The 13,398-nt window shown below is 48.4% G+C and carries 10 protein-coding genes; 8 read left to right on the top strand and 2 right to left on the bottom strand.

Annotated elements, in window-relative coordinates; genetic code table 11:
* The first annotated feature begins 245 nt into the window (after positions 1-245).
* The 8 genes from FJD32_RS16565 to FJD32_RS16530 all read left to right on the top strand — a co-directional run bounded on the left by FJD32_RS16565 (position 246) and on the right by FJD32_RS16530 (position 10,234).
* Complete coding sequence (locus FJD32_RS16565) at positions 246-1,346, top strand: polyamine ABC transporter substrate-binding protein (protein ID WP_037415411.1); 1,101 nt, start codon at positions 246-248, stop codon at positions 1,344-1,346.
* Positions 1,347-1,506: 160 nt separating this feature from the next.
* Positions 1,507-2,643, top strand: a complete 1,137-nt coding sequence (potA, locus tag FJD32_RS16560) for a polyamine ABC transporter ATP-binding protein (RefSeq protein WP_037428537.1) — start codon at positions 1,507-1,509, stop codon at positions 2,641-2,643.
* Positions 2,640-3,545 carry an ABC transporter permease subunit gene (locus tag FJD32_RS16555; protein WP_037415417.1) on the top strand — a complete coding sequence of 302 codons (906 nt, stop codon included), beginning with the start codon at positions 2,640-2,642 and terminating at the stop codon, positions 3,543-3,545. Before potA ends, FJD32_RS16555 begins: the two co-directional genes overlap by 4 nt.
* Complete coding sequence (locus FJD32_RS16550) at positions 3,542-4,357, top strand: ABC transporter permease subunit (protein WP_037415420.1); 816 nt, start codon at positions 3,542-3,544, stop codon at positions 4,355-4,357. The genes FJD32_RS16555 and FJD32_RS16550 overlap by 4 nt, the downstream gene beginning before the upstream one ends.
* A 311-nt stretch (positions 4,358-4,668) precedes the next feature.
* Complete coding sequence (locus FJD32_RS16545; protein WP_037415423.1) at positions 4,669-5,955, top strand: FAD-binding oxidoreductase; 1,287 nt, start codon at positions 4,669-4,671, stop codon at positions 5,953-5,955.
* Positions 5,956-6,012: 57 nt separating this feature from the next.
* Positions 6,013-7,461 carry an NADP-dependent succinate-semialdehyde dehydrogenase gene (gene gabD / locus FJD32_RS16540; protein ID WP_140906905.1) on the top strand — a complete coding sequence of 483 codons (1,449 nt, stop codon included), beginning with the start codon at positions 6,013-6,015 and terminating at the stop codon, positions 7,459-7,461.
* Positions 7,462-7,524: 63 nt separating this feature from the next.
* Positions 7,525-8,802 carry a 4-aminobutyrate--2-oxoglutarate transaminase gene (gene gabT / locus FJD32_RS16535; protein ID WP_140906904.1) on the top strand — a complete coding sequence of 426 codons (1,278 nt, stop codon included), beginning with the start codon at positions 7,525-7,527 and terminating at the stop codon, positions 8,800-8,802.
* A gap of 109 nt (positions 8,803-8,911) precedes the next feature.
* On the top strand, positions 8,912-10,234 hold the full coding sequence (locus tag FJD32_RS16530) for an IS4-like element ISSba6 family transposase (protein ID WP_088585763.1): 1,323 nt from the start codon (positions 8,912-8,914) through the stop codon (positions 10,232-10,234).
* A 49-nt stretch (positions 10,235-10,283) separates the two neighbouring features.
* On the opposite strand, the gene FJD32_RS16525 is transcribed toward FJD32_RS16530, so the two are convergent.
* Both FJD32_RS16525 and FJD32_RS16520 read right to left on the bottom strand, forming a co-directional pair.
* Positions 10,284-11,342 (bottom strand): LLM class flavin-dependent oxidoreductase, encoded by a 1,059-nt coding sequence (locus tag FJD32_RS16525; protein ID WP_231640337.1) that lies wholly within the window; start codon positions 11,340-11,342, stop codon positions 10,284-10,286.
* A gap of 369 nt (positions 11,343-11,711) precedes the next feature.
* Positions 11,712-13,262: a peptide MFS transporter gene (locus FJD32_RS16520; RefSeq protein ID WP_037415432.1), complete on the bottom strand. Its 1,551-nt coding sequence runs from the start codon at positions 13,260-13,262 to the stop codon at positions 11,712-11,714.
* Positions 13,263-13,398 lie beyond the last annotated feature (136 nt).

Genomic DNA, 13,398 nt, shown 5'->3' with positions numbered 1-13,398 from the left:
CGATAACTAGTCTATTTTTATGCTTGTTAATGCAAATATAGATATAGATAAATTTGGCATGAAATCTGATAATCCCATTCATTGCAGCGACCTAGAGATGAAGGCATTATGGTGCTGTAGAGACTGCCGATGCGGTTTTTAAGGTGTAGCATTGGTCGAGAATAACAACAATAACCGAGCAGATGGTCGGTGACACAATTTCAGAATTGTTAAAGGCAATTCTGCTACCCGAGAAAGGAGAAAGCATGAAGCTATTTAATAAGATGACGACTTTGGCGCTAGTAACCGCAGGATCACTTGCCAGCGTAGCTGCTCAAGCTGAAGAAGTTGTGCGTGTATATAATTGGTCTGATTATATTGCAGAAGACACCTTAGAAAACTTCAAAAAGGAAACTGGGATTCGGGTGATTTACGATGTGTTTGATAGCAACGAAGTCGTCGAAGCTAAGTTATTATCTGGTCGCAGCGGCTATGACATCGTTGTCCCATCTAACCATTTCCTCGCTAAACAGATTAAGGCCGGAGCATTCAAGCCACTAGACCGCTCTAAACTTACCAATTTTAAAAACCTCAATGCTGACCTGATGAAGCTGTTAGAGAAGGCCGATCCAGGTAATCAATATGCAGTCCCTTATCTGTGGGGAACGAATGGTATTGGTTACAACATCAATAAAGTGAAAGCGGCTGTGGGTGAAGATGCACCATTAAATTCTATGGAGCTGATCTTTAACCCAAAATATGCTGAAAAAATCTCTAAATGTGGCTTTGCCATGTTAGATTCGGCCGATGATATGGTGCCACAGGCGATGATTTATCTTGGGCTCGATCCTAACAGTACTAAGGCCGAAGATTACGAAAAAGCCGGTGAGTTACTCGAAAAGATTCGTCCCTATGTGACGTATTTCCATTCATCACGTTATATCTCTGATCTCGCCAATGGTGATATTTGCGTGGCTTATGGTTTCTCTGGTGATGTGTTCCAAGCTGCTGCCCGCGCCGATGAAGCGGGTAATGGCAATAAGATTGGTTACTCTATTCCTAAAGAAGGCGCCAACCTGTGGTTTGATATGTTAGCCATCCCAGCAGACGCCACTAACGTGGAAAATGCTCACAAGCTTATCAACTACTTACTTCGCCCTGAGGTGATTGCACCTATCTCTAACTATGTGGCTTACGCAAATCCTAACGATCCTGCGCAGCCCTTAGTCGATGAAGCGATTCGCAATGACCCAGCGATTTATCCACCAAAAGAAGTATTAGATAAATTGTATATTGGCGAAATTCGTCCATTGAAAATCCAACGTGTATTAACTCGCGTCTGGACCAAAGTGAAATCTGGCCAATAATCGACATGGGGCAAGCACAGCTTGCCCCTTTTGATAAACAAGACAATGGCAGCTCCTTTGGACATTAAGTCTGCAAGATTAAATCTCTATTCATTAATTCATTGTGTAAATCTCAAGTGTTGAATGTGTTATCACATCAATACTCGGGTGGAGAAGTACTATGGCAAGCACCTCGGGCGTCACCAATAAACCCACTACAAAGACGCAAGAAAAAGTCCTGCTTAAGATTGAGCGGGTCAGTAAGCTGTTTGATGATGTGCGTGCAGTTGACGACGTATCATTGACGATCAATAAAGGCGAAATTTTTGCCTTACTTGGAGGCTCAGGCTCGGGTAAGTCTACCTTGTTGCGTATGCTCGCGGGGTTCGAAAGACCGACTTCTGGGCGGATTTTTCTCGATGGTGAAGATATTACCGATCTACCGCCTTATGAACGTCCGATCAATATGATGTTTCAATCCTATGCGCTATTTCCCCATATGACTGTGGCACAAAATATCGCCTTTGGTTTGAAGCAAGACAAGTTACCGAAAGCTGAAATTGAGCAACGCGTTCAGGAAATGCTCAAGTTGGTACATATGGAGCAATACGGGAAACGTAAACCGCATCAGCTTTCTGGTGGTCAGCGCCAACGGGTCGCCCTTGCTCGATCTTTGGCAAAACGTCCGAAATTATTATTGCTTGACGAGCCAATGGGTGCACTAGATAAGAAACTGCGTACTCAGATGCAGTTAGAAGTGGTTGAAATCCTCGAACGTGTTGGTGTGACCTGTGTGATGGTGACCCATGATCAGGAAGAGGCCATGACCATGGCGGGCCGGATCTCGATTATGAGTGATGGTTGGATAGCTCAAACTGGCTCTCCTATGGATATCTACGAGAGTCCAAATAGTCGCATGATTGCCGAATTTATCGGTTCAGTGAACCTCTTTGGCGGCGAGATTGAAGTGGACGAAGTCGACCACCTCATCATTAAACCCAATGATTTAGTACAGCCTTTCTATGTGGGTTACGGGGTAACCACCAGTGTTGAAGAAAAACACGTATGGCTCGCTGTGCGCCCTGAGAAAACCATTATCAGCCGTGAACAACCTGAAGGTGAATACAACTGGGCTAAGGGCATAGTGCATGATATTGCCTATTTAGGTGGGATCTCGGTGTACTACATTCGCCTTGAAAATGGTCAGATTGTGCAATGCAGTATGACAAACCGTGAACGTCGCGCCGACCATGCAACCTGGGATGATGAAGTGTTTATCAGTTGGGAGGACACCAGTGGCGTGGTGTTAAGATCATGAAGATAAAGTCCAAACTTAAATGGCTTAAAGGACGCTTCTGGACGATAAGTCTACCTTATACTTGGCTATTGCTGTTCTTCGCCTTGCCCTTTGCCATTGTCCTTAAAATTAGTTTCTCTACGGCGGCGATTTCAATTCCGCCCTATGAGGCGACTTTTCAATATGCAGATGATGTACTAAATATCTTCCTGCATTTGGGTAACTATTTGATGTTGCTAGATGATTCGCTGTATTACACCGCGTATCTCAGCTCATTAAAAATGGCGCTCATTTCAACCATTGGTTGTTTGATCATTGGTTATCCTATGGCCTACGCCATTGCCCGTGCGCCAGCAAGGTTGCAAACCGTGCTGTTGTTATTGGTGATGCTACCTTCTTGGACCTCGTTCTTAATCCGCGTTTATGCCTGGATGGGGATCTTAAGTAACACGGGGATTATCAATAACACATTGATGTGGTTAGGAGTCATTTCTGAGCCATTGCAAATCTTGAACACCAATATCGCCGTCTATATCGGGATTATCTATGCCTATTTGCCCTTTATGATCTTGCCGCTGTATGCGACCTTAGTGAAGTTAGATATGAGCTTGATTGAGGCAGCTTCGGATTTAGGATCAAGTCGAATTAACACTTTCTGGAAAATTACTTTTCCTTTATCCAAAAGTGGGGTAATTGCTGGATCGATGTTGGTATTTATTCCGGCAGTCGGCGAGTTTGTGATCCCTGAACTGCTCGGCGGTCCAGATTCGTTAATGATAGGTAAAGTGTTGTGGCAGGAATTCTTCAATAACCGTGATTGGCCTATGGCCTCATCACTGGCGATTGTGATGCTGGCACTACTGATTATTCCTATTACCTTATTCCATCGCTATCAAGCACGTAGTTTGGAGAAAGACCTATGAAAAAGCTGAGTTTTTCTTCTGTAATGCTGTGGTTTGGGTTGTTCTTTTTATACGCGCCTATGCTGATTCTAGTGATCTATTCTTTTAACGAATCCAAGCTTGTGACAGTGTGGGGCGGTTTTTCACCTAAGTGGTACGGCGAGCTATTTGCCGATCAGCAGATCCTCGATGCCGTATGGACCAGCCTAAGAATTGCGTTTTACAGCTCCACTATGGCGGTGATTATCGGCACTATGGCTGCCTTTGTGATGACGCGGTTTAAGCGTTCATGGGCCAAGCTCACCTTGTCGAATATGATCACAGCGCCCTTGGTTATGCCCGAGGTCATCACGGGTTTGTCATTACTGCTGCTATTTGTGCATTTGGCAGATCTTTTAGGTTGGCCGAAAGAGCGCGGCATGGTGACAGTATGGATTGCCCATTCGACCTTCTGTGCGGCCTATGTGGCTGTGGTGGTGTCTTCAAGATTGCGTGAGTTAGATATGTCAATCGAAGAGGCGGCAATGGATCTTGGTGCAACACCGCTTAAGACCTTCTTCCTGATCACTGTGCCTATGATTTCGCCGGCATTAGTGGCGGGGTGGTTGTTATCCTTTAGTCTGTCACTCGATGACTTAGTGATTGCAAGCTTTGCCTCAGGCCCCGGTGCGACGACCTTACCTATGGTGGTGTTCTCCTCGGTGCGTTTGGGCGTATCGCCTAAGATCAACGCATTGGCAACACTTATCATTCTATGTGTGTCGTTAATTGCCTTCCTGTCGTGGTATATGGCAAGACGCGCCGAAAAACGTGAACGGATGCCGCTTAACTAATGTGTACTAACATGCACAAATGAGGATTCCAGTGCTGAGATTCAAGAGAGAGTGAGCAAGCACTGAGTCGAAATCTCGAGTGAAAAAGGATGGCCTTAATACCAAAGGCCATCCTTCTCTCTTCCCGCCAAGTCTTCTTATCTGTACCTCTACACTCAATTTTCAAATCTGTTTAAGACATAAAGGACACCTTGTTTGAAATATCAAACATTGTGTAAATTATTGTGCTTTTATGGCTAGTGTTTCCCGATTTGAAGGTGTAGGATGTGATAGTTGTTTAAAATAATGAACATAAAAATCAAGGGAACATCATGTCAGCCATACCTCACACTGGATCATATTATGCGGCATCGGCCAACGATAAGGTTGAGCGCGCGCGTTTACAGGAATCGATTGAAGCCGATGTTTGTGTGATTGGTGCGGGGTATACAGGCCTGTCTGCCGCACTGCATTTACTCGAATCGGGTTTTAGTGTGGTGGTGCTCGAAGCGGCGCGAATTGGTTGGGGAGCCTCGGGGCGTAATGGCGGACAAATCGTCAACAGCTATAGCCGTGACATTGATACCATTGAAAAAACCGTTGGCAAAGAACAAGCCAAGCTCTTTGGTCAAATGGCCTTCGAGGGCGGACGCATCATCCGTGAACGTATTGCTAAGTACAACATTGACTGCGATCTAAAAGATGGCGGCGTATTTGCGGCGATGAACGAAAAGCAGATGGGACATTTACGCCATCAAAAGCAGTTATGGGAAAGCCATGGTCATGTTGGCAAGCTTGAGATGCTCGATGCAAACGGCATTCGAACTGTGGTAAATACTGAGCGCTATGTCGGCGGTATGTTGGACAAGAGCGGCGGCCATATTCACCCGCTGAATTTAGCCTTGGGTGAAGCCCGTGCAGTAGAATCCCTCGGCGGCAAGATTTTTGAAGACTCAGCGGTGCTGCGGGTCGATGAAGGCGATAGTCCTGTCGTACACACCGCTAAGGGCAGTGTAAAAGCCAAGTTTGTGGTGGTGGCAGGTAACGCTTACCTCGGTAAACTTATGCCAGAATTACAAGCCAAGTCTATGCCTTGCGGTACCCAAGTGATCACCACAGAGCCTTTGGATGAAGAGCTGGCTGCAAGTCTGTTGCCCCAAGACTACTGCGTCGAAGATTGTAACTATCTGCTTGATTATTTTAGGCTGTCTGGTGACAAGCGCCTGATCTACGGCGGTGGTGTAGTGTATGGTGCCCGCGATCCTGCGGATATTGAATCCCTGATTATCCCGAATATGCTCAAAACCTTCCCACAGTTAAAAGGGGTTAAGGTTGATTATGCTTGGACGGGTAACTTTTTATTGACCTTATCGCGCCTACCACAGGTCGGCCGTATTGGTAAAAATATCTATTACTCACAGGGTTGTAGTGGCCATGGCGTCACTTATACCCACTTGGCAGGCAAGTTAATTGCCGAAATGCTCAATGGTCAAGCCACGCGTTTCGATGCTTTTGCGGCGCTGCCCCATTATCCCTTCCCCGGCGGACACGCCTTACGTGTGCCTTTTAGTGCGTTGGGAGCATGGTATTACAGTCTAAGAGACAAATTAGGTATTTAATTTATTTGAATTTTTTATACGAGGTAAGGTATTACCTCGCCGCGAGAGGAATTTCCTGTGTTGTTAAAAGACCCGAGTCTGCTGCGTCAGCAATGTTATATCAATGGTCAGTGGTGCGATGCGCAGTCAAAAGAAACTGTCGCTATCGCTAATCCCGCGACGGGCGCGGTGATCGCAAGCGTCCCTGTGATGGGGCAAGCCGAAACGCAAGCGGCGATTGCGGCAGCTGAAGCGGCATTGCCTGCATGGCGAGCACTTACTGCAAAAGAGCGTGGTGCCAAGCTGCGTCGCTGGTTTGAATTAATTAATGAAAACAGTGATGACTTAGCGCTAATGATGACCACTGAGCAGGGCAAACCCCTTGCCGAAGCGAAGGGTGAAGTCACCTACGCCGCCTCCTTTATCGAATGGTTCGCCGAAGAGGCGAAACGCGTCTATGGCGATACGATTCCAGGGCATCAGGGCGATAAACGCATCATGGTGATCAAACAGCCCGTGGGCGTGACCGCGGCTATTACTCCTTGGAACTTCCCAGCGGCGATGATCACCCGCAAAGCCGCACCAGCACTGGCTGCCGGTTGTACTATGGTGGTGAAACCTGCGCCGCAAACGCCTTTTACCGCATTAGCCTTGGCCGTGCTTGCCGAGCGCGCCGGGATCCCCGCTGGGGTATTCAGTGTGATCACCGGTGATGCTATCGGCATTGGTAATGAGATGTGCAGTAACCCAGTCGTGCGTAAGTTGTCTTTCACCGGCTCGACCCAAGTGGGCATTAAGTTGATGGAGCAATGCGCGCCGACGCTGAAGAAATTATCTTTAGAATTAGGCGGCAACGCGCCATTTATCGTATTCGATGATGCCAATATCGATGCGGCAGTCGAAGGTGCCATGATCGCTAAGTATCGCAATGCGGGGCAAACCTGTGTCTGCGCTAACCGCATTTATGTTCAGGAGGGCGTGTATGATGAATTTGCTCGCAAGCTCAGCATTGCCGTGGGCAAATTAAAGGTGGGCGAGGGGATTACTGAAGGCGTCACTACGGGACCGCTTATCAATCGCGCGGCGGTAGAAAAAGTCCAGAGCCACCTTGAGGATGCGCTCAGTAAAGGGGCGACAGTAGTCGCGGGCGGTAAGCCCCATAGCTTAGGCGGCAACTTCTTCGAGCCCACGGTACTGACGCATGTCGATAGCAGTATGCGCGTGGCCCGTGAAGAAACCTTTGGCCCACTGGCGCCGCTGTTTAAGTTTACCGATGTGGACGATGTGATTAAGCAAGCCAATGATACCGAGTTTGGGTTAGCGGCTTATTTTTATGGCCGTGATATCTCCTTAGTGTGGAAAGTGGCCGAGGCATTGGAATACGGCATGGTAGGTGTCAACACTGGGTTGATCTCCACCGAAGTCGCGCCGTTTGGCGGAATGAAATCCTCAGGGCTCGGCCGAGAAGGCTCTAAGTTCGGTATCGAAGAATATTTAGAAATCAAATATATCTGTATGTCTGTTTAAGTGACTGACGCTTGACAGGCAATGCGACTTCAGCAAGTTGGGAATGCAAGTAAGGAACACAAAATGAGCACAACTAATGATTCATTAATGGCACGTCGCCAAGCCGCTGTAGCTGGTGGAGTGGGTCAAATTCACCCAATTTTTACTGCCCGCGCTGAAAACGCGAGTGTGTGGGATGTTGAAGGTCGAGAGTTTATCGACTTTGCAGGTGGTATTGCTGTGCTCAACACTGGGCATTTACATCCTAAGGTTAAGGCGGCTGTTGCGGCGCAGCTTGAGGACTTCTCCCACACCTGTTTTATGGTGCTGGGTTATGAAAGCTATATTCAAGTCTGTGAAAAACTGAATCAGTTAGTGCCGGGGGATTTTGCCAAGAAGACGGCCTTATTCACCAGCGGCTCAGAAGCGGTTGAAAATGCAGTTAAAGTTGCTCGAGCATATACTAAGCGGGCGGGCGTGATTGCCTTTACCTCGGGTTATCATGGTCGCACTATGGCGGCACTGGCGTTAACGGGAAAGATCGCGCCTTACAGTAAAGGCATGGGGTTAATGTCGACGAATGTGTTCCGCGCTGAGTTTCCCTGTGCGCTACACGGCGTGTCCGATGATGATGCGATGGCCTCTATCGAACGTATCTTTAAAAATGATGCCGAGCCGAGCGATATTGCCGCAATTATTCTCGAACCTGTGCAGGGCGAAGGCGGGTTTTATGCCGCTTCGCCAGCCTTTATGCAACGTTTACGTGCACTTTGTGACCGCGAAGGCATTATGCTTATCGCCGATGAAGTGCAAACGGGGGCGGGTCGCACGGGGACCTTCTTTGCGATGGAGCAAATGGGCGTGAGCGCCGATATCACCACCTTTGCGAAATCCATTGCCGGCGGCTTCCCCCTCTCAGGTATTACGGGTAAAGCTGAAGTTATGGATGCCATTGGCCCTGGTGGCCTTGGCGGCACCTACGGCGGTAACCCACTGGCCTGTGCGGCGGCGCTCGCCGTACTTGAGGTGTTTGAAGAGGAAAAGCTGCTTGAGCGTGCCAATGCGATTGGCGAGCGGATTAAGTCGGCGTTAAATACCATGCAAGTCGAACATCCACAAATTGCCGATGTGCGCGGCTTAGGGGCGATGATCGCCATTGAATTGATGGAGGATGGTAAACCAGCACCTCAGTATTGCGCGCAAATCTTAGCAGAGGCTAGAAACCGAGGATTGATTCTCCTCTCCTGCGGCACCTACGGAAACGTGCTGCGTATTTTGGTGCCATTGACAGTGCCAGACGAGCAGCTCGGAGCGGGGCTGGGCATTCTTAAAGCCTGCTTCGATGCCGTGTTAAAAGGTTAATAGCCATAAAAAATCCCGCTTAGGCGTAATGCCGATCAGTTAAGACAGATCGCTTGACGATCTCGCTGAAAAGATCAAAATCCGATGACCTCATGTCATCGGATTTTTTATGCAACTCTCAGAAGCACTCGCCCGTACTCATATTACCCGCCTAACCGAATTCACCTGCTTAGCAGATGTGTTAGAACCTGAATTAATTCAATCTTGCCTAGACTCTCAGGGCGTTGCGACGTTAAGACGCCGTAAATTGCCGATGGACGCGATGATTTGGGCCGTTATCGGAATGGCTTTGTTCCGAGGGGAGTCTGTTCGGTCACTCATCAACAAACTCGACATTGTTTTGCCGCAAGAGATTGATTATGTTGCACGCAGCGCCGTGACTCAGGCGCGTAAACGATTGGGCAGTGAGGTTATTAGAGAAGTATTTAGCCGCAGCGCCAATACCTGGCACGCGAGAGCTGAACATCCTCATTGGTGCGGTCTTAACTTGTATGGTGTTGACGGTGTCGTGTGGCGGACACCCGATAGTGTTCAAAATCAAGCCGCCTTTGGACGAACCGCCAACGCTTTAGGCGAAGCGGCTTATCCGCAAATTCGCATGGTTTGCTTGATGGAGTTAAGCAGCCATTTATTGGTCAACAGCGCCTTTGATTCGGTTGCCGAAAATGAAATGAACTTAGCGTCCCAGCTCATTCCTAGCATTCCCAATCACAGCCTAACCCTATTTGACCGAGGATTTTACTCGCTCGGCCTGCTGCACGCTTGGCAGCAAGCGCAACCTGATAGCCACTGGTTGTTGCCATTGAAGAAAGGCACTCAATATGAAGTAGTGCGAACGCTGGGGAAACATGACCAGTGGGTGAAACTCACCACGACACCTCAAGCCAGAAAGAAATGGCCGCAGCTCCCAGATACCCTTGAAGCGCGTTTATTGACTAAGACAGTGAAAGGTAAGTCAGTCGCCATTTTGACCTCGTTGACAGACCCGATGCGTTACCCCAGCGAAGACATCGTCGACTTATATGCCCATCGATGGGAAATCGAACTGGGCTATAGAGAGATGAAACAACATCTACTGGAGAGCCGTTTTACGCTCCGCAGTCAACTACCGGAGCTGGTGACTCAAGAGTTATGGGGCGTGCTACTGGCCTACAATCTCATTAGATATAAGATGTTGCTGATGGCTAAAAGCTTGCCATCGGTCCATCCCAATCAACTGAGTTTTCGGGATGCGGCGAGTTATATCATCTTCAAGTTGACACAACTGTCATCACAAACACCGGGGAATGTCCCGAGAGACGTATTGGATATAGAACGAAATGCACGGCAATTTAAGCTGGATGGTAAACGGGAAAGGGCATATCCACGAGTCCTTAAAATGAGCAAAAACAAGTTTCCGGTTAGACCAAAGAAAAATGCCGTTCACTCTTAAGTGAACGGCATTACGCTTAGGCGGGATTTTTTATGGCGTGGTTTAACGCTTAAGTTCTTTTAATTTCCATCAGGATTTGTAGCGCGCGCTCACGTTTGTCCTGATCATACAAATCGTTAGTAAAGATAAACTCATCGACACCCAGCTCCCTCACTATCATCTCTAAGCGGTGCTTGATGGTGGTGGGGCCTCCGGTGACGGATAAGCCTAAGAAGTTATCGACATAGGTTTTTTCCTGCTCGCTCCACAGCCCGTCCATACTGTTCACGGGTGGTTTTAACCACAGCGCTTCGCCACGGATCAGCGCAAGTACCCGTTGCTTGGAGGTGGTACTCAAGTATTCGGCTTCGGCGTCCGTCTCGGCAGCGATTAGCGGCAGGCCAAGCATGACATAGGGCTTATCCAACACCTGAGATGGCTTAAAGTCGCGGCGGTAAATCTCAATCGCATCGTAGAGGAATTTTGGCGCAAAATGCCCTGCAAAGACATAGGGCAAGCCGCGCTGTGCCGCAAGCTGGGCGCTAAACAGGCTTGAGCCGAGTAGCCAAATCGGTACATGGGTGCCTTCGCCGGGAATCGCTCTGACGGGATGATGGCCATTGTAGTCGCCGAGTAAGGTTTGTAACTCGCTCACCTCGGCGGGAAATTGCTCCGCGCGGCTCATATCGCGGTTAAGGGCGCGGCTGGTGATTTGATCGCTCCCTGGCGCGCGGCCAAGCCCTAAATCGATACGTCCAGGATAAAGACTTTCGAGCGTACCAAACTGCTCGGCAACCACTAGGGGGGCATGGTTGGGCAGCATAATCCCGCCCGCGCCGACGCGAATGCGTTTAGTATTCTCGGCAATATAGCCAATTAATAACGATGTTGCGGCGCTGGCGATACCGGGCATATTGTGGTGCTCGGCAAACCAGAATCGATTAAAACCTAAGTCATCGGCAACCTTAGCGTATTGCAGGCTGGCGCGTAGCGTGTCTCCGATGCAGGCGCCATGGCGAACAGGTGCAAGCTCTAACAGTGAAAAGGGAATCTCCGCCAGAGGAGATTTAGCCGCGGGCACAGCCTGCGATGGGATGACAGATGATGTTGATGTGGATGATGTAGCCATAAATTAAGCGCCTCTTTGCGTGTGTCAGCTCTGTCGCAACGGCCTTATTTGGTGTCCCACGGATGAATGTGGTGGGCGCTAAAGCGATTGTTCTGTCAGTGCTGATTGAGTCTTACCCTAGGATATGGTGACGTATCAACGATAAACAAGCTCAAGGCTTTAGCTTAACACTGAGTTAAAATTGGAACCGAACATCTTAGTTTTGCAAACAGGGGTGAAAGCCTTATCCCAAGCCGATGCATGAAAAATCAGCACAGAAAGTTCAGATTGTTTGGTGATGAGCAGTAACCTAAAGGTATAAAAAAACTGCCGCAAGCGGGGCTTGTCGGCAGTTTTTATCGCTCACATATCACTTATGTGAATGAAGGATTATTGCTCGGCTTTCACATCACGTAGTGATGCCGCCGCGTTATCTTCAATGCTGTTATGGGCGTGATGACTTTCTGTCAAACGGCGCATTAGCGGTAATACGGCTAAGGCGATAAAAGTACAGACCACGGCCGCAATACCTAATTTATTGAATAGATTGGTATAGACGGGCAGAGTTTGCAGTGGATCGACTAAGTCCTGTGGCACGCTGGCAAAGTTAGCCACAACGCCGCCCAAGTACTGGGAAATCCCCGATGCCACGAAATACGCGCCCATCATAAAGCCGCCCATACGAGCCGGTACGTAGCGAGCGATCATGGCTAAACCAAGACCACTGACCAGTAATTCACCCAAAGAGTAAGAAGCGTAACCCCAAATCATTACCCAAGAAGAGGTTTTACCCTCAACGGCAAATTGACCTGCAAATCCGTAGATAAAGAAGCCAATCGCGACAACCGCAAAACCTAAGGCAAACTTAGCGGCAATCGAAAAGTCTTTATTATTGCGACCAGCCCAAGAATAACTCCAAGCCAGCACAGGGCTTAACACCATGATCCAGATTGGGTTAAGTGCTTGGAATTGTGCAGGAGACCAAGTCCATAAATGGGTACCAAAGACTTGGAAATCCCAATCGACGTTACGCAGCGCAAACAGGGCCAGCGAAGTCGACATTTGTTGATAGAAGATAAAGAAGAAGACGGTTTGCACTGTGAGGATAAGCGCTGCTATAAGGCCGGCACGCTCACTTGGCTCACTGGTACGAATTAAGTGGAAGAAAATCCCTAATACTGCCACACCCGCGGCATACACGAATACTCGGGCAACATCTTCATATTCAAGAATGATCGCCGAAGCAACAACGGAAAGTGCCGCTAATATCAATACGATCGCAAGATTCTTTTTGTTGACGGGGCGAGTATCAGGCTCTGAACCATAGTTGGCGAGGCTCTTATACATCAGGGCATAGTTACCTAAGCCGACGATTAGGCCCACACAGCACACGGCAAAAGCGGCATGCCAGCCAAATTCGTTACCATATTGCGCGTTAACATAGTCCTTAATCCAAGGCGTTAACAGCATAGAGAAAGTCGAACCTACGTTTACCGCCATGTAGTAGATGGTAAAGGCGCTGTCGATCTTAGAGTCATCACCTTCGTAAATCTTACGGACTAAGTTACCGGCATTGGGTTTAAATAGGCCGTTACCGACCACAATCACCCCAAGAGCGGAGAACATAAACCAAGTGTTTTCGGTCGGCACTGTCATCAGGGCATAGCCGACAGATAAAATCCCCGCACCGAGCAACATAGTGCGTTTGGTGCCGAGAATTTTATCCCCAACCCAACCACCTATGGCTGGCGACACGTAAATCAGCGCCGCACAGGCACTCCAAACTAAGTTTGCACGGGAGTCATCAAAGCCAAGACGCTGCACCATAAAGTACACGATCAGCGCTTGCATGCCGTAATAACCAAAACGTTCCCATAATTCGATAAGTGACACAGTCATAAACGAATGTGTCTTGCTTACCTGATTGGTACCAAGAGTCATAAAGCTTGCTTCCGTTATTGTTGTTTTGTGTTTAAGGCCAAGAGTATAAGGCGATAGCCTGCGCAAACCAATGCCACAACGCCAAAGAATAGACTTTGTTACAAATGAAATGGGTGTTTTTAATCTGGAATTAATT

It is taken from the genome of Shewanella sp. LC6, from assembly GCF_006385735.2.
Taxonomy (GTDB): Bacteria; Pseudomonadota; Gammaproteobacteria; order Enterobacterales; family Shewanellaceae; genus Shewanella; species Shewanella xiamenensis.
Note: the sequence above shows the minus strand (reverse complement) of the source record. Positions and strands in the feature narration are given on the sequence as shown.